Annotated in this window: 11 protein-coding genes; 4 read left to right on the top strand and 7 right to left on the bottom strand. The window is 54.4% G+C overall.

Annotation, left to right across the window (positions count from 1 at the left end; translation table 11 throughout):
- Nucleotides 1–130: 130 nt before the first annotated feature.
- Nucleotides 131–322 carry a hypothetical protein gene (locus tag MFFC18_RS02605; protein WP_075084701.1) on the bottom strand — a complete coding sequence of 64 codons (192 nt, stop codon included), beginning with the start codon at nucleotides 320–322 and terminating at the stop codon, nucleotides 131–133.
- Between the two features lie 66 nt (nucleotides 323–388).
- Nucleotides 389–1480: a sugar kinase gene (locus MFFC18_RS02610; protein ID WP_075084922.1), complete on the bottom strand. Its 1092-nt coding sequence runs from the start codon at nucleotides 1478–1480 to the stop codon at nucleotides 389–391.
- Between the two features lie 327 nt (nucleotides 1481–1807).
- On the opposite strand from MFFC18_RS02610, the gene MFFC18_RS02615 reads away from it, so the two are divergent.
- The gene (locus MFFC18_RS02615; protein WP_075084700.1) at nucleotides 1808–2689 is read left to right on the top strand and encodes a PDZ domain-containing protein; all 882 of its coding nucleotides are present in this window, start codon (nucleotides 1808–1810) and stop codon (nucleotides 2687–2689) included.
- A 54-nt stretch (nucleotides 2690–2743) separates the two neighbouring features.
- On the opposite strand, the gene MFFC18_RS02620 is transcribed toward MFFC18_RS02615, so the two are convergent.
- The 3 genes from MFFC18_RS02620 to MFFC18_RS02630 form a co-directional block, all read right to left on the bottom strand.
- The gene (locus MFFC18_RS02620; RefSeq protein ID WP_075084699.1) at nucleotides 2744–4138 is read right to left on the bottom strand and encodes a serine hydrolase; all 1395 of its coding nucleotides are present in this window, start codon (nucleotides 4136–4138) and stop codon (nucleotides 2744–2746) included.
- A 57-nt stretch (nucleotides 4139–4195) separates the two neighbouring features.
- Nucleotides 4196–4786: a DUF1579 domain-containing protein gene (locus tag MFFC18_RS02625; protein WP_075084698.1), complete on the bottom strand. Its 591-nt coding sequence runs from the start codon at nucleotides 4784–4786 to the stop codon at nucleotides 4196–4198.
- A 230-nt stretch (nucleotides 4787–5016) separates the two neighbouring features.
- The gene (locus tag MFFC18_RS02630; RefSeq protein WP_075084697.1) at nucleotides 5017–6600 is read right to left on the bottom strand and encodes a sugar MFS transporter; all 1584 of its coding nucleotides are present in this window, start codon (nucleotides 6598–6600) and stop codon (nucleotides 5017–5019) included.
- Nucleotides 6601–7060: 460 nt separating this feature from the next.
- Here MFFC18_RS02630 and MFFC18_RS02635 point away from each other — a divergent pair, with 460 nt between their 5' ends.
- On the top strand, nucleotides 7061–7900 hold the full coding sequence (locus tag MFFC18_RS02635; protein ID WP_075084696.1) for a coiled-coil domain-containing protein: 840 nt from the start codon (nucleotides 7061–7063) through the stop codon (nucleotides 7898–7900).
- 413 nt (nucleotides 7901–8313) lie between these two features.
- Here MFFC18_RS02635 and MFFC18_RS02640 read toward each other — a convergent pair whose 3' ends face one another.
- Both MFFC18_RS02640 and mfd read right to left on the bottom strand, forming a co-directional pair.
- Nucleotides 8314–9681: a peptidylprolyl isomerase gene (locus tag MFFC18_RS02640; RefSeq protein ID WP_075084694.1), complete on the bottom strand. Its 1368-nt coding sequence runs from the start codon at nucleotides 9679–9681 to the stop codon at nucleotides 8314–8316.
- A 253-nt stretch (nucleotides 9682–9934) separates the two neighbouring features.
- Nucleotides 9935–13189, bottom strand: coding sequence for a transcription-repair coupling factor (gene mfd / locus MFFC18_RS02645; protein ID WP_075084693.1), 3255 nt, complete (start codon nucleotides 13187–13189; stop codon nucleotides 9935–9937).
- 408 nt (nucleotides 13190–13597) lie between these two features.
- Here mfd and MFFC18_RS02650 point away from each other — a divergent pair, with 408 nt between their 5' ends.
- Both MFFC18_RS02650 and MFFC18_RS02655 read left to right on the top strand, forming a co-directional pair.
- Nucleotides 13598–15709 carry a LamG-like jellyroll fold domain-containing protein gene (locus MFFC18_RS02650; protein WP_238381272.1) on the top strand — a complete coding sequence of 704 codons (2112 nt, stop codon included), beginning with the start codon at nucleotides 13598–13600 and terminating at the stop codon, nucleotides 15707–15709.
- A 179-nt stretch (nucleotides 15710–15888) separates the two neighbouring features.
- Entirely contained in the window at nucleotides 15889–17469 is a 1581-nt protein-coding gene (locus MFFC18_RS02655; protein ID WP_238381271.1) for a YifB family Mg chelatase-like AAA ATPase, read from the top strand.
- Nucleotides 17470–17473 lie beyond the last annotated feature (4 nt).

Genomic DNA, 17473 nt, shown 5'->3' on the forward strand with positions numbered 1-17473 from the left:
GCTTGCTGTCTCAAATCATATCCGGCTGGCGGATCGTTGAATAGAATTCGACGGCAATTTAACATTCTTGGCATGATTCAACAGGAAATCCAAATTTGCTAGCCGCCCTGTCGCCAGCAATTCGCTCCGCTCAGGAACGATCTTCAGAAATCAGTTCGCCTTCTGAATCGTATCGCATCAAACCGAAATAGATGAACGCAAACGCGCTGATCGGGATCGCCGAGAAGAAGATCGGCAAGAAGATTCCGCCGATAATTCCTCCGCCAACGAAGACCAGCCACACCCACCAGGTATCGCGAATCAGTCCTTTGTACCGCTTCATTGAAGACTCTCTGGAAACAAAATGGGCGGAATTGGTCGCTCCCGCCGAATCTCAGTCAGAACTATCCTAGCGTTTCACGCGGGCGCTGTCGCCAGCCATCAACGCTTCCACTTCACTCACAACCGCCATCGTCGTGTCGCCGGCGGTCGTCATCGCGAGAGCACCGTGAGCTGCGCCGTACTGAACGGCCTGTTGGGCGTCGCCGGTCTTCATGAATCCGTAGATCAAGCCGCTGGCAAAGCTGTCGCCGCCGCCGACGCGATCGTAGATTTCAAGTCTTTCACGATGAGTCGCCTCGTACAGCGTGCCGTCGTGCCAGCACAACGCGCCCCAGTCATTCACGGTCGCGGTGCGAACGGTTCGCAGTGTTGTGGCAATCGCCTTGAAGTTCGGGAACTGGCTGGTCGCCTGATCGATCATCTTGCGATAGCCTTCGATCGGCAGCTCTTTCATCTGATCGCCCAGACCTTCAACGTGCAGTCCAAGACAGGCCGTAAAGTCTTCTTCGTTTCCGATCATCACGTCGACATAGGGAGCCAGTTCGCGATTGACTTTCTGGCATTCTTCCTGGCCGCCGAAGTCTTTCCACAGCGAACTGCGAAAATTCAAATCGTACGAAGTGATCGTACCGTGCTTCTGAGCTGACTGAAGCGCTTCTGCGATCACGCCAGGCGTCGTGTCCGACAGTGCCGCGTAGATTCCGCCCGTGTGGAACCAGCGAACGCCAAGTTCGCCAAAGATGTGATCCCAGTCGATATCACCGGCTTTGAGTTGCGACGCCGCGGTGTAGCCGCGATCCGAAGTGCCCAGAGCCGCGCGGACGCCAAAGCCTTTTTCCGTAAAGTTCAAACCATTGCGACAGGCTCGACCGACTCCATCAAACGGCATCCATTTGCAGTGAGTCATGTCGACTCCGCCAGTGAGAATCAGGTTTTCGAGCAAGCGTCCGACTTCGTTGTCTGCAAAGGCCGAAACAAGTGCGGCCCGCTGTCCGAAGCAACGTCGCAAGCCACGAGCCACGTTGTATTCGCCGCCGCCTTCCCAGACTTCGAAGCGTCGGGCAGTCCGCACCCGACCTTCGCCAGGATCGAGCCGAACCATGACTTCGCCGAGAGACAGGATATCGAACTGACAGGATTCAGGTGATTTAAGTTGCATGGTCAAGCGTCTGCTGTATTGAGAAGGTGTGGTTGGCTAAATCGACGATTCTAGTTCAATTTCGAATCGTTAAAAGATTGCGTGGTCAGGTATTTGGTGAACTGTCCAGCCGGCCAATAACTACAGTCGATTCAGCTTAACATTGGCGTGCCGAATAGCGCGATTAGTCGCGATCTACCTGTTCCGAAGACTTCGACCACGGAATCCCGGATTCTGAATAAACGTGAAACTGACGACGAAGAGTAGTCCTGAGGCCTGTGACACAAGGACAGGCCGGATGATGGTGGCATTGTCCACGCATACGTTCGTGAAACTCAAGGATGAGTGATGAAATTTTGCCTGAAATCCGTATTGGTTCTGTTTGCTTTGGTTTTCGCTCTGGGCACGGTCCCGGCTGAAGACGCTTCGGCACAAGGTCCGATTATCCGCCGGATGCGAGAGCGGCTCAACGGCGGCAAGCCACTGCTTCCATTCGTCCCGGAGTCCGAACCAGAAAAGTCCGGCGCATCAAAGAGCTCCAAAACCCCGACGCCGGCTACGAAAAAATCCGGGGCCAAGAAAGAAGCGAACGCAAAGACTCCGACTCTGGCAAAGCGACCTACGCCAGCCAGCAAGGAAGGCCAGAAGAACCCCAAGATCAAACTGGAATCTCCTGGCGGTTCATCAAGCCGATTGTCTGTCTCCGACAAACAGCGTGAAGGTGCAAAAGGTTTCGGCATGATGTTGCAACCGGTTGGAGAGACGTTTGTGATCAGCAAGATTGACCAGCGTGGAAATGCAGCCGAAGCTGGTCTGCGTCGTGGCGACGTGATCGAAGAAATCGGTGGAGCACCGATTCAGGTGATCGAAGAGTTTGAGGCGATCGCCAAAGCCATGAGTGGAGGAGATCGCGTTGAGTTTTCCGTTTCCCGTCGCGGCAACAAGCCAGAGAAAATCACGGTTCAGTACGGTCAGCCTGACCCTGATGAGGAAATCGATTCTGACGATCTCAAAATCGCGCCACGAGCATTGGAGCCAAAGCCGACGGCAACACGTCGCCGAATCTCGGATCGCTATGAGCCATCTGTGGGCAGTGGATTGAAGTCCATCTACGAAGGTGCCGGTGATGCAAACAAGCCTTCATCGATCCTGACTCCGGCTCCGGCACCTGCCAACCGTGTGCAGTCTCTTGAGGAGCTGGATTTTCCAGCACTTGAGTCCGGCAAGTAGTTTGCCGGCCTGATCGGACGGAACTGATTGGCTTGATCGGATGAAGCCGTTGGACTACTTTTTCGTCGCGGTTTGTCGGGTTCCGTTTTGATTTAGCGTCAACGCCGAGCAGTTGCCTTCATCATCAACGGTGAACTCGATTTCTGCATCCACGAATTTCAGATACCAAAGCGTTTCCGTTTCGGCAAAGATCGGAAACGCGTTCTGACCCGTCAACTGAACGGTTAACTCGGTCTGGTTTTTGTTTGCGAACGCAACGTCGATGTTCACCAGGCCGTTCAGTTGGTACCGACCGACGTAACGTTGGCAAATCTCAGTCGGCATATCGATTGACTTGCGGAACTCGCGCGGTTTCACGTCCTGTCCGCCAAGCAGTGCCATAATTTCAGACGCAAGTTTGTCGACCTCGCGCGTCGCGGTATTGCACAGCACCACGACAGCCTGTTTCTTCTTTCGGCTCACGAACAACATCGTGTGATAGCCGCCGGTACCGCCGTTGTGCCACCGGGTTTCGCTTCGGTTGATCATCCAGCCAAACCCCATCGGCAGGCTACCAAGGCCTTTCGGTTTGCGTTGCTGCGCGAACGCCAATTCGATCGCTTTTCCGGTTTCGCTGTCAGGTGGATTCAGCGTCGCATTGGCGAACTTCAGCATGTCGTTGACGGTGCTGCGTATTCCGCCCGCGCCAGCCAACGCGTCAAACTCCCAGGTGGAAGACGGTTGGCCGGAGGCAGAATGTGGAGGTGCCATTCGCTTTCGCTGGTCCTCGTTGAGAGCCAGAGAAGTGCTGGTCATCCCTAGTGGGCCGCTGATTCGTTTCTTCAACAGGTCTTCGTATCCGGTTTTCTGCTGTTGTGAAAGCAGTTCCCCCAAAAGCCCCGTACCGAGGTTCGAATATTCTTCTGCGATCCCCGGTTTGCGAGAAAGCTCATGTGAGTCGAGGAATTCAAACAGCTTCTCCGCCGTGTAGTCGACGTAAGGGTTCGCAGAATTGACTCCCTCCAGATTGTTCGGCAGTCTTGGCAATCCCGAAACGTGAGTCGACAGTTGCATTAAGGTAATCTGCCGGTCGGGATTCTTCTTCGAGACTGGCATCGTGACGCCTTCGGGCAACAGGTCGCCGGCCGCCTGGTCGGCAGTCACCAGTCCCCGTTCAATCGCGTCGGCCAACAGGATTCCGGTGAAGACTTTGCTGATCGAGCCAATCTCGTAGACGGTGTCTCCGTTGGGAGCTTGCGGATCATCTTTGCTCAACTGGCCCGCGCCGATCGTAAAGCTCGCGTCACCATCGATCACGCCAATCGCGACCGAATTGACGACTTCAGCATCCACGTAGGCTTGCGCCAACGCCAGAATTCTATTCTCAACCTTCGCGTCGTCTTCCTGTGCGGAAGCCGAGCAGGTGAAAATGGCGGCGAGAAAAAGCGAGGAATAGAAAAGCGTTTTCATGGCGTAAAACGACAGGGTTGCCGTGTGATAGAGTTGAGATTCCCAAGGATCGGCAGGCTATTTCGATTCCTCGGCTGCCTTTTCTTTCTTCTTGTACGTCATCACAAACAGCTTCATTTTCTGATCGTCGCCAGAACCTTTTGGCTGCATGTGCATCGTCATGATTCGTTTGCCGTCTTTGTAGTTGGCCGTTGTGGTGTACGTGAAAATTGTGACGCCGTCCGGTCCCGGGCTGTCGCCGACCATCGTTAGCGTTTCAGTTTCTTTGTCGTACGTGCCTTCGGTGTGCATCATGTAGGGTCCCAGTGAATCGATCCACGTGCCGACGTACTTTTTCTTTCGCGTGTCGTAGCCGTAGGTGCCGTGGCCTTTGAATGGGAATCCCATCATGTTGCCTTCGAAGTTGGTGATCGTCCAGAAATCGCCAAACATGCGGGTCGACTCAGAGCCTTTGGTGATCACAGGTTCTGCACCCGGTCCTGACCAGGCTTTAATCTCGCAAGTCCACTCACCGACTTCTTTCCTCAGTACCTCCGTTTCCGGTCCCGGGGTCGGCATCTGGGCAACAGCATCCAAAGAGAATGTCAGTGCGACGAGTAGCGAGAAGATCAGTTTCAGTTTCGTAGCGGATGAAAAATCGAAGTTCATGGCAAGCGCCTTTGAAGGGATGTGGCAAAACGGTTCAGCCGGAATTGTCCGTGATCCGAACGCCGAACGCAAACAAAAATGACGCCGACAAAACTGAGCAGAGTTTTCGGCGCGCCACAATAGCGAGACTGCTGTCACGAAAACGCAATCTCGTCAGCCCTCCGTTCACCGTCCCGTCAGAAGTGGGGACAGCGAACAGCAAGCGAAGCTTGCTGGCTGAGGCTATACTTCTAGGCAGACGCCGACTCGCGGGCAGCCCGAGGCTCGAATACAGCGAAGGTAAGAAAGCCGTAGATTGCGATCACGACAAAGCAGGCTAACGGCAACCAGAATGAAAATCGGACGCCGTAGTCGTCGATCATTCCGCCCTGCAGTTTCGTCAGAACGGCTCCTCCGACAATGGACATGATCAGATAGGCCGACCCGAGTTTGGCTTCCTCTTCTTCCATGCCGTTCAGTGCGATGCCGTAAATCGTTGGGAACATCAGCGACATGCAGGCTGAAATCATGACCAGCGACATCAAACCGGTGTACCCTGGCAGGTAGATTGCGCCCAACGTAAAGACGATTCCACCGATCGCGAATCCACACAACATGCGTCCGGGACTAAAAATGCGAAGCAGGAACGTGCAGATCCAACGACTGAGCAGGAAAATGACCATCGCGACGATGTTGTAGCTCTGGGCTTCCGCCAGCGTCAGGCCGACATACTCCATGCCATAGTGCACGACGAAAGTCCAGCACATGATCTGCGCTCCGACATAAAACAATTGCGCGATCACACCGCCGAAGAAGCGGGGCTGTGCAAAGATTCGTGCGGTGATTTCGAGGAACGGCGCGTCTGCCTGTTCGGACTTGAAAACAGGCATTTTGCTGAACGCGAAAATTCCGAGGAACGCCAACACGACGCCGGCGACAACAACGTAAGGAGTTCTAACGTATCCAAGGTCCGCCTGTTGAAACTCTGCAAACGCTTCAGGCTCGGTTTCGCGAAACACTTTCATCGCGTTGGTGGTAGCCGCACCAAGAGCGCCGACCTCGGTGTCATAGTCAGGCAAACCTTCGGAGTACAAATTGACTTCTGTGTTCAGGTCGTCTTTTAGGACAAAGGATTTTCCATCGTCGGCGAGAGTCGCGCCCGGCGGCAAGTTGGCTTCGTCTTGAATCAGATACTTGACAACTTCCGGGTTGCCTTCCTTGATGTCTTTCTGAAAATCGGTTACCAGGAGATTGGGGGCCAGCAGCTGACTGGCGACAAACATTCCGATCAACGAGCCAATTGGATTGAAAGCCTGCGCGAGGTTCAAACGTTGCGTCGCGGTCTCTTTAGGGCCCATCGACAGGATGTACGGATTGCAAGCCGTTTCCAAAAACGCCAAGCCGTAGGTCAGTACATAGGACCCGAGCAGGAACAAGCCGAACGTGGCAGTCATGCTGGCCGGAATCGCCAACAAGGCGCCAATCGCGTAAAACAAAAAGCCGACCATGATGGCGCCTTTGTAGGTGAACTTCCGAATGAAGAACGCGGCCGGAAGTGCCATGCAAAAGTAGCCGGTGTAAAACGCGAACTGCAACCACGACGCTTGCGAAGTCGTAATGATGAAGACTTGCTCGAACACTTTTACCAGTGGGTTGGTAAAGTCGTTGGCAAATCCCCACAGGGAAAAGCAGCATGTCGTCAGAATGAATGGAAGCAGATACTTCTTGGGAACAATGCCAGTTCCCTTATCGATATCTTTGACCTTGGGAGTGCCTGTGCTGACACCCGGTTTGTAAGGATCGAACTGGTCCGTAGTTTCGTTTCCGTCTGACATGAAAAGCCCTATGTGGAGTGATTGCTTCGCACAAATCTAATTGTCCGATTCAGAAAACGAAAGCCAATACGCTGCGCACATGGAAAGAAACTGCACCTCTAGGTGTACATGTAAAGTCATCTTGATCGCCTTGAGCGAGGTTGAGCAGCTTGGCAAAGCTTTGAGGATACAGGCCCGATGGGTCGCTCGTGTCGGCATTGGGCTTCGAAGCTATCGCGAGAGCCAGATTTCAGCTGTTTTCTCGATTCGCGAGGCAGAATCGGGTTTCTGAGGCCCTCGTTTGCCGTGATTTGCCGCTTTTACTGGCCTGAACCAAATCTTTCCTGTTTTTTCCAAAGATCCAAAAGCCCGCGGCGAATTACTCACCAGACGCGATTCGTTCCCGAGATGCGAGGCCAAAGTGAGCCTTGCGGGTCAACGTCGCACGGTACCCATCGGTTTACAAGCGGAGCTAAAAAGAATGAAAAAATGTATCCTTGGTGCTACGGGTTTGATGTTGATTGCCGGATTGTTGTTCGGCGGCAAACTGATTCCTTACGCACAAACAGCTTATGACAAGGCCAGTCGCTCGATCGAGCAACAAGTGCCAATTTCTTTCCAGATCGATGCTGCGAAAAAGCAGCTTGAAAACATCGGTCCGGAAATTGATGACATGAACCTGCAGATCGCCAAAGAGAAAGTTTCGATCAAGAAGCTTGAGTCTTCTCTTGAGCGGCAGCAAGAGTCGCTCGAAAAAAGCCGTCGCGAGATGATGACGTTGCGTTCGCATGTCGATTCGGGCGATGAGTTCTACGTCGCGGCTAACTCAAAGGCTTACACGACGACGCGAGTCAAGGAAGAGTTGCGGACTCGATTGTCGATCCACAAAACGGCCACGGCAACGCTTGAGAAGGACCAGAAAGTTCTGGAGCTTCGCGAGAAAGCGCTCAACGCCGCAATGGAACGACTTGCTGAAGCACGTTCGCAGAAAACCGAACTGGCTCTGCAGATCGAGCACCTGACGGCTCAGAACCGCATGAACGAAGTTGTTAAAACTGCCAGCAAACTGGATCAGTTCGACAACAGCCAACTGGCTCGTACTCGCGGCATGATCGAAGACATCAGTGCCCGCCTGGAGACAGAGCAGGAAATGATGAGCATGATGCCAAGTCACTACGGTCAGATTCCAGTCAGCGGCGATTCTTCAATCGCAGACACTGACGTGTTGGAAGAGATGGACGTTTTCTTCGACCAGCAGGATGCGAAGAAAGCTGAGCAGCAAGATGATTCTGGCGAAGAGCTTGTTTCTTTCGAAAGCTAGACACAGGCTACGGAGCGTCTGCGAATGCGGAAGGCTCTGAAGTCATCGCAAAATATCGCGAACCAACCGAATTGTAACCGTGTGGTTTCGAGGGCCTCTGTTTCGGCAGAGGCCCTTTTTGCGTTGGGCGCAGCGTGATACAAATCGCGAGCCAGTAGCTGAACCAGACAGAGAAAGCACGATTCATCCTTCGCGATATCCGGCTGGACCGTGAGCGTTGTTGCTGGAGCGTTTGTTGCTGAGCGCTTGTTGCTGAGCGCTTGGCCTTGGTCAAGGCGAACATGAAATCATCAGCCTCGTTTCGCCTGACCCCTTCAAACCCAGCCTGAAACGCTGCATCCAATCGAAGGGGATGCTATCTCCGCCTGAAGGAACTTTACCAACGCCAACGGATCGCTCTGTCCGTTTGTGTTCTAGTCCAGCGGGAAATATTCAACTGGAATTCGCTCGCGAACTCGTTCCAAATGCTTTTCGAAAGCAGCGTTGATTTTGTCGTTCTTGATCCGCTTTTGAATTTCAATCTGCGCCTCGGTAAACGGCGTGTGCGTCGCGTCGGTACGTTCGAGAACGCGGACGATGTGATATCCGTCGCGGCTTTCGATAATGTCGCTAAGCTCGCCGATCGGCAGCTCGAAGATGGCGGCGTCGATCTCTTTCAGAACCAGAGCCCCTTTACCGGTCCAGTCGTGCTGCCCGCCTTTGGATGCTCGGAATCCGTCGGAGTGTTTTTTTGCAATCTCGGAAAAGCTGGCTCCGTAGATAATCTGGTTGCCGAGTTCAGCAATCTTTCGCTTGGCTGCCGTCCGTGATTCGTGTTTGTCGAAACGAACCATCACCTGTTCCCATTTGGAACGAGCTCGCACAGCGTACTTTTCCTTGTTCGCGAGGTAGTCATCAAGCATTTCCTGATGAGTCACCGTTTGGTCGACCTTCATGTCCTGTTGCACAAACTGACGCGCCAGCTGATCTTTCGCCCACGCCGTTCGCACCTGACGAAGTGAAGAACCTTGTGCTCGCAAGTTTCCATCAAACTCGGAAATGTTTTTAACACCGCTGCTTTCCATCATTTGTGGCAACACCTGTTCGTTGAAAACATTCGATGCCTGTTTCACGAGGTCGTCGATGTTGGCTTCCGCCGGTAATTTTCCCATCGCGTCAACGAACAGCATTTTCTGGTCGACGAACTTTTTCGTTAGCATCGTCAGCAGTTTTTGCCGCTGCACCTGCTTTGCCGATTCGGGAGCCTGAGGGATCTTGGATTCGATGATCTGGTTGACTTCAAACAGCATGTCGCCAACAAAGATCGGCTCTCCACCAACAATCGCAACCACGCGGCCTGGCTCGAAAGTCTTTAGAGGTTCAATTTTCTTTTTTGTTGGTAACTCCGCAACGCGAATGCCTTCCTGTTTTGCAACGGGTTCGGTTCCCGACACCAATTGAATTTTTCCAGGTGGATCAACGACCCCAGATTTTGGCTTGAAGCCGTTGTCGTCCGATGCCTGATCGCGGACGATCGATCGCTCGTGACTCCACGGAACAGAAAGGCTGCTCGATGGCGATCCGATTTTCTGCGGAAGTCGCTTTCCGATCGAGCCCGGTGAAAATGTCGGAGGGACGTAGCTATTCTGGAAGTCAGGCTTTTTAGCCGTCGGCTTGAAGTACGGATCCGGTGTGGGTTCGACGGACTGGCCGCTGCTTGATGAAGCAAACAGGCTCGCGGCAATCAGACAGGCAAAACCAAAATTGTGAGGAGTCAGTTTGCAGACTTTTGGCGAAGCCATGGATCCATCCTGATAGCAAAAAACCGTAAAAATACCGCGCGACCGTACAGAGATCGGAAAGCTTACGCAATAGAAGCTGGACGGTTCGCCAAGATTTTGCCGCCAGTTGGGACGCGTGTGGCTATACGTGATCAACGGGGCGGTTTGGGAAGTTTGAGGGTCTCGCAAATCAGGGCTGCCAACAATTCACGCAGCGTTGCGAAGGCATTGCATAGAACGTTTGGCAAGCGACTGGCCTGGCTCAAACCAGCGATCAAACTTCAACGTTTTCCAGCAAAGATTTCACAAGTGCCAGCAGTTTCCCCGGCGCGATCTTCCCGCTCTTCAACGTCACCATCGCGGTGTGATCATCAATGATTCGAATCATCGGACGCTCCTTCGAAAGCCGCTCCATCCGCGGGCGAACCGAATACTCGAACACCAGATACTTGTCGCGCAACTGAATCGCATCGATCTGCCACGAAGCCGCCAGCAATTTCACTTCCGATGCCGCCAACAAACGCTCTACCGGTTTTGGAATCGGCCCGAAGCGATCGGCCAGCTCCTCCCGAACTTCAGCAATGTGATCGAACTTCTCCAGACGAGTCAACCGCCGATAGAGATCCAGCTTCTGCCTTCGGTCCGGCACGTACTTGTCAGGGATGTAAGCCGATATCGGCAAATCCACATCGACTTGAATCGAAATCCTCGCCGGCATCGACTTCAGCCGCCGCACGGCTTTCTCCAGCAACTGACAGTACATTTCATAACCAACGGTCGCGATGTGCCCGGACTGTTGAGTCCCCAGCAAATTTCCCGCACCGCGAATTTCCAGGTCCCGCATCGAAATCTGAAAGCCAGCTCCCATCTGCGAAAACGTCTCGATGGCTTGCAGTCGTTTCGCCGCCGTCGGGTTCAGGTGCTTGTGCGGTTGCAGCAGCAAATAGCAATAAGCCTGATGGTGGTACCGACCGACGCGGCCGCGAAGCTGATGTAAATCCGAAAGCCCGTACCGATCGGCCTCGTCGATGAAAATCGTGTTCGCATTCGGAATGTCCAAACCACTTTCGACGATCGTCGTCGCAATCAGGACATCAAACTTGCCAGCGATGAAGTCAGACATCACGCATTCGAGTTCCAGTTCGTCCATTTGACCGTGGCCGACGTTGAACGATGCTTCCGGCACAAGGTCTTCGAGTTTCTGCCTCAGGACATGAATGTCTTTGACACGGTTGTGCACAAAGAACACCTGTCCTCCGCGGGCCAGTTCACGCAAGATCGCGGCGCGAACGACTTCGTTGTTAAAACGCATGACTTTCGTTTCGACTGGCATCCGATCTTCCGGAGCCGTTTCCAGGTTGGCGATGTCACGGACGCCGACCAGCGACATATGCAGCGTCCTCGGAATCGGAGTCGCCGACATGGAAAGGATGTTCACCGTCGATCGAAAATTCTTCAGTTTTTCCTTTACCGCCACGCCGAACTTTTGCTCTTCGTCGATCACGACCAGCCCAAGGTTGGCGAATTTGACGTCTTTGGAAACGATGCGATGAGTCCCGATGGCGATGTCGGCTTCGCCAGATTTCAGTTTCGCCACATTCTCCTTCATCTGCTTCGTCGTGCAGAAGCGAGACAGCTTCACGATCTTCAGCGGGAACTCAGCCATCCGGGCGCTAAACGATTTGTAGTGCTGTTCCGCGAGTACGGTCGTCGGCACCAGCACCGCGACCTGGTATCCGTTTTCAACCGCTTTGAAGGCAGCCCGCATGGCGACTTCGGTTTTTCCGTAGCCGACATCGCCGCACAGCAACCGTTCCATCGGCTGTGAGTTTTCCAGGTCTTCCTTGATCGAGGCGATCGCGGTGAGTTGGTCGGGCGTTTCGTGATAGGGAAAGCTCTGTTCGAACTCGTGCTGCCATTGCGTTTCCATCCGCATCGAAATTCCGGATCGGCCTTGCCGTTGAGCCTGGATGTCGATCATCTCAGAAGCCATGTCCGTGATCGCGGACTCGACGGAAGCCTTGCGTTTCTGCCAACCCGTTCCGCCGATCTTTGCCAGACGGGGCGTCGTTTTCGAACCGCCGATGTACTTTTGAACCAGATCGATTTTCGCGGCCGGAACATAAATCCGCGTTCCGCCAGCGAATTCAAGCTCCATGTGCTCGGTGTGCTGGCCGTCTTTTTCCAGCATCTTCAAGCCACGATAACGACCGATGCCGTGCGAAAGATGCACGATCAGGTTGCCGTCTTTAAGATCCAGAAAGCTGTCAATGGCTTTGCCAAGCCGCCGACGTCCTTTGCGGCGCAGGTCGGAGCGATTGAAAATTTGGTCGCAGCTGACGATCACGGTTTTGGAATCGCGAATTCGAAATCCATCGTGCACGCTGCCGACGCCCAACGCGATTCGGCCTTCTTTCCAAGCTCCGGTCGGCGAAAGGATTTCGGTGACTCGGGTTGTTTCGCCCTCCACCGAGGCCACGATTAGCACCTGATATTCCTGACCGGTCGCGTCGCGGGAAAGCCGTTCGACTTGTAGGCGAATTTCGCCAATCTCACCGCTGAACTTTTCTACGGACTCGATCGGCAACTGCCACTGCTGACCGATGGATCCGCTGGTGACCGAGCTCGCGGAAGCCAACCCTCTTCCTGCCATTTTTTGACGGCTTTCGTCCCACGTGAACAGCTTGATTGAATCGGAAGTTCGTTCCGCGAACCGCTCGGCTTCGGCCTGCAGAGCATCGGGTTCGACCAGCAAAACCGCAGTGGATTCCGGGACGTGATCGAAGAAGTGGCCGTCGAAAACCTGACTGTCCTGATCGGTCAGGACGGTGATTTCAAACTGTTGCAACGAAGAAACGCTACGCTGCGTCGATGTGTCGAACTGGCGCAGCGATTCGATCTCGTCGTCGAAAAGCTCGATGCGGACCGGGCTGGAAAAGTCCGGCGCGAACACGTCCAGGATCCCGCCGCGGTTGGAGAACTCGCCCGGCAAGTCGACAGCACTGGTGTTGTGGAATCCGTGTTCCAGCAGCCAGGCCTGGAAGGCTTCGACATCGAGTTGATCGCCAACGGCCAGACGACGAGTGTTTCCGCCAAGCGATTTCGTTGAGGGAACCGGTTGCAGCAATGAGGCTACGGTCGTCACGATGATCGGATTCTGCTCGCCGGCGTTGAGCGATTTAATTAGCCGCAGCCGTTCGCCGTAGTCGAGATCGACGACGTTGGAGTTGTCCGCACGGATCATGCAGGACGGAAACCGTTCGGCTCGCGCGTCACCGAAGGTTGGCAGGTCATCGAGCAACCGGTCTTGCGTTTTGGTGTCTCCGACGACGACTACGATTTGGTCGATGTGAGCGGCGATGCTTTGAGTCAGCAGCGCGCAGGACGAACCCCACACTGAATCGAAGGTTGCTGGCTTTTTCTGCTTCAGCGCTTCAATGCAGGCGATCAGTTGCGGTCGCTGAGCGAACTCGACGGCGAGTTTTTCGATAGCGACCGCGGAATCGATAGAAGATGCCACTTCGGACATGGCGGGATTTTACTCGATTTGGTGGTTTTTGACAGGCGGCGGAATCTCACGCAAAGACGCAACGTACTTGCATGGATTCTTTGCGCCTCTGCGCCTTTGCGTGATGCCAATCAGCATGGACTGAATTTGGACGACGTTTACCCGGAGCCTCGACCTCCCATCTGGGCAGGACGATCCTTCGCCAGTTTTCGGACAGGCGGTCGAACCTCACGCAAAGGCGCCAAGTTCTTGCACGGACTCTTTAGCCTTCGCGCCTTTGCGTGAGGCCAATTTGCATGGATTGAATTTGAATCACGTTTTGGATGGAGCCTGAACCTCCCGACTCCATACGTTAATTATTCGTTAACCCGGAACCTCAAACGCCCTCGCGTTGCTAAACTGTCCACTGGGAACTATTTGAGGACAACAATGAGTGGAGACCGCGAAATGCTTCGAACGTTAACCTGTTTTATAATGCTGCTAGTTGGTGCTTTTCCTGCCGTGGCGCAGGAGAGTGAGTCAAATTCTGAGCCTGAAAAGGCTGCCAAATCTTCTCAGGCCGATGCCGGCGACGTCGAAATCGTCCGCGTCGATCAGAAGATTTTCACGACTCGATCCAAACCGATGTCGTTGGCATTGGCTCCGGAAACCGAAGCCTTCCAGATTGCGATCTACGGCGACCGAACCGGTGGCGATCCGAGCGGACTGAAGTTCCTTCGCCAGGCCGTCGACGATACCAACCTGATCGATCCGGACTTCGTGATGACCGTTGGCGATTTGATCCAGGGCTACAACCGTCCCGACGAATGGATAGTCGAAATGAAAGAATTTCGCGACATCATGGACGGGCTCGATATGGAATGGTTTCCCGTCGCCGGCAACCACGACATCTACTGGGACTTTCGCGATCCCAACCGCCCGCAGAAGCACCATGAAGCCAACTACGAGAAAAACTTCGGCCCGCTGTGGTACTCGTTCCAACACAAAAACAATGGCTTTATCGTTCTGTTCTCCGACGAAGGCGATCTGGAAAACGGCGACAAGGGATTTCGCGAAGGTCGCATGCAAAACATGAGCGACCAGCAGCTTGAGTTTTTGGAAAAGGCTCTCGCAAAGCTCTCCGATTGCGATCACGTTTTCTGTTTCCTGCACCATCCACGCTGGCTCGGCGGTGGCTACGAAGGCAGCAACTGGCCGGAAGTCCACAAGCGAATGGTCGCTGCGAAAAACGTTGCGGCGGTTTTCGCTGGCCACATTCACCACATGACTTATCACGGCCCCGTCGACGGCATCGAGTACTACTCGCTGGCGACAACCGGCGGACACCTTTCGATGGAGTCCGTAGAGTTGGGCTACTTGCATCACTTCAATCTTGTCACGATCCGCCCGGACGGATTTTCGGTTTCTGCAATTCCTGTCGGCGGCGTGCTCGACCCGAAGGATTTCGACAAAGCCATGTTGGATGACGTCAACGTTGTCCGCGGGGCACGACCGAAACGAAACGGCGAGAAACTGCTCGTCAAACCCGACGCCTCCGTTAGCCAGGCTTACGCGATGACCGTCACCAACCCCGGAGCCTATCCGCTGGAGGCAACTTTCTCTCCGACCGTCCCAGCGGGTTGGCAAGCGATCCCGGATCACCAACACGTGGTGATTGGGCCAGGTAAAACGGAAGAAGCCAGATTCTTTCTCGTGCACGCCGACGACATGCAGGCCAGAGGTGGCTGGAGCAATCAGGCCGTTCCATCGGTCCGTTATCAGTATGAGTATTTGCATCCGAAAGGACGTATCAAGCTTCCGGAGCAAACCGTCGCGATCGATATGGGCCTTGCCGAAATTCCCGCGGATGCTTTCGCGACCGATGCGAGTCGAAGTCTTCATCTGCGCGGCAGAACCAGTGCACAGACTCGTCGACGACGAGCCACCAACAGCACCGATTCAGCTGTGATCCAAAGCTCCGAAATCGATTTGCCGCAGGGACCATTCACGCTTGAGGCCTGGGTGTGCGCGACGAAGATCGATGGTAGCCGTGGCGTTGTTTGTAAGACTCAGTCATCCGAATACGCGATCTTTTTGCACAACGGAATCCCTTCGTTTGATGTTCATCTAAGCGGAACCTACGTCAGCCCGAAAGCAAGCAAGAAAGTCGAACTCGACAAGTGGACTCATCTTGCCGGCGTGTTCGACGGCAAGGAATGTCACATGTTCGTCGACGGCAAGAAAGTTCAATCGCTCAAAGGCAGCGGCACGCGAAGGCTCAATCAGCTTCCGCTGTTCGTCGGTGCTGATCCTGACGGCAACGGCAATCCTACCCGTGAGTTCGCCGGCGAGATCGACGAAGTGCGGCTGTCGACGGGCGTTCGCTACACGGAAGATTTTGTTCCGTCGCGGCGCCATGAAACGGATTCTGAGACGAAGATGCTGTTGCACTTTGACCAGCAAGTTGGCCCGTTCGTGATTGACGATTCGGCGAACCGGACGGGCGTCATGTTGCTTGGCGATGCGAACGTCGCTCCGGTTACCGAAGGTTCGGACAAATAGTCGAACTTGAAAACATCATGGCACGGTGGTCTCCACCGTGCTTTTTGCCTGTTTTCACCACGACGGACGATCGGGCCGCGATTTTCAAAACATCAACGCTCGGGGCTCAACACAATTTCGCACTGCACCGAGCAGCGATATGCCTTAAAATTTCGATCCCTTCCCCACAAGAGATCAAAATGGAATCCAACTCCTCCGCGCAAGCCGAACGACATACCAGCGGTATGCTGGCCAAGCTCAAGACATTCTCGATGCTTGGCATCAACGCGATGCCGGTTGAAGTTGAGGTCGACGTTTCCGCACGAGCGATGCCGAAAACGATTTTGGTTGGACTGCCCGAGGCCGCGGTTCGCGAAAGCACGCATCGTGTCGAACGAGCCATGATTAACTCGGGCTTTGTACGTCCGGCCGATCGCATCGTGATCAATCTGGCTCCGGCGGAGCTTCCCAAACAGGCGGCGACTTTTGATCTGCCAATCTCGCTGGGCATTCTGATCGGCAGCGGGCAGATGTCGTCGGATTTGCTTAAAGAGTATGCCGTCGTCGGTGAGTTGGCGTTGGAAGGCCACACGCGTCCGGCCAAGGGCATTCTCTCGATGGCGATCGAAGCCAGGAACAGTGGCCTTCGTGGGATTGTCGTTCCAACCGAAAACGCTGGCGAAGCGGCCGTCGTCGAAGGCCTTGATGTGATCGCGGTTGGGTCGCTGACCGAGGCCGTGGGCTTCTTTTGCGGACAGCTCGAGATCGAGCCGACGCCATCGCGCGTTGATGAACTGTTCCAGGAATTTTCAACTTACGAGATCGATTTCTCCGACGTCCGCGGTCAGGAAACTGCCAAGCGTGCGATCACGATCGCCGCCGCTGGAAGCCACAATATTTTGATGCTCGGTCCGCCCGGTAGCGGCAAAACCATGTTGGCCAAACGGATTCCAACCGTGTTGCCGCCGCTGTTGCCATCGGAGTCGATTGAGACGACTCGGATTTACAGCGCCGTTGGACGACTGGAGAAAGGCCAACCGCTGCTCGCGACACGGCCGTTTCGGTCTCCGCATCACACGATCAGCGAAGCCGGTTTGGTGGGAGGCGGCAGCACGCCGATGCCGGGCGAGATCAGTATGGCGCATCACGGAATTCTGTTCCTCGATGAGCTTCCTGAGTTCAACCGTCGCACGCTGGAGGTCATGCGTCAGCCCCTGGAGGATCGCGTCGTGACCATTTCTCGTGCGATGGCATCGACGACTTTCCCGTGTCACTTCATGTTGGTTGCAGCGCTCAACCCTTGCCCGTGTGGCTATCGGAATGATCCACGCCGACAGTGCAATTGCACGCCACCACAAATCGAAAAGTACATGGGCAAGATCTCTGGGCCGTTGCTTGATCGCATCGACATTCATGTCGAAGTTCCAGCGGCTCAGTTTTCGGAGCTTTCTTCGTCCAAACCCGGAACCTCCAGTGAAAAAATTCGTGAGGACGTGATTCGCGCGCGGCAAGCCCAGGCGGCTCGGTTCGCTGGAACGAAGATCATGTATAACGCTCAGATGAGCAGTCGGCAGATTCGCGAGTATTGTCCGCTGCCGCAGGATTGCATCGAGCTGTTAAAGCACGCCGTAAACGAAATGGGGCTCTCTGCCCGTGCTCACGACAAGGTCTTACGTCTGGCCCGAACCGTCGCCGATCTCGAAGGCGCCGCAGGGATCGAATTCGCTCATCTCAGCGAATCCATCCAATATCGAATGCTCGATAGAGATATCTGGAAATGAGCGA

The organism is Mariniblastus fucicola, from assembly GCF_008087665.1.
Taxonomy (GTDB): domain Bacteria; phylum Planctomycetota; class Planctomycetia; order Pirellulales; family Pirellulaceae; genus Mariniblastus; species Mariniblastus fucicola.

Coding starts and splice junctions, on each gene's coding strand:
- MFFC18_RS02605 (WP_075084701.1), bottom strand. CDS start 322: ATGAAGCGGTACAAAGGACTGATTCGCGATACCTGGTGGGTGTGGCTG.
- MFFC18_RS02610 (WP_075084922.1), bottom strand. CDS start 1,480: ATGCAACTTAAATCACCTGAATCCTGTCAGTTCGATATCCTGTCTCTC.
- MFFC18_RS02615 (WP_075084700.1), top strand. CDS start 1,808: ATGAAATTTTGCCTGAAATCCGTATTGGTTCTGTTTGCTTTGGTTTTC.
- MFFC18_RS02620 (WP_075084699.1), bottom strand. CDS start 4,138: ATGAAAACGCTTTTCTATTCCTCGCTTTTTCTCGCCGCCATTTTCACC.
- MFFC18_RS02625 (WP_075084698.1), bottom strand. CDS start 4,786: ATGAACTTCGATTTTTCATCCGCTACGAAACTGAAACTGATCTTCTCG.
- MFFC18_RS02630 (WP_075084697.1), bottom strand. CDS start 6,600: ATGTCAGACGGAAACGAAACTACGGACCAGTTCGATCCTTACAAACCG.
- MFFC18_RS02635 (WP_075084696.1), top strand. CDS start 7,061: ATGAAAAAATGTATCCTTGGTGCTACGGGTTTGATGTTGATTGCCGGA.
- MFFC18_RS02640 (WP_075084694.1), bottom strand. CDS start 9,681: ATGGCTTCGCCAAAAGTCTGCAAACTGACTCCTCACAATTTTGGTTTT.
- mfd (WP_075084693.1), bottom strand. CDS start 13,189: ATGTCCGAAGTGGCATCTTCTATCGATTCCGCGGTCGCTATCGAAAAA.
- MFFC18_RS02650 (WP_238381272.1), top strand. CDS start 13,598: ATGAGTGGAGACCGCGAAATGCTTCGAACGTTAACCTGTTTTATAATG.
- MFFC18_RS02655 (WP_238381271.1), top strand. CDS start 15,889: ATGGAATCCAACTCCTCCGCGCAAGCCGAACGACATACCAGCGGTATG.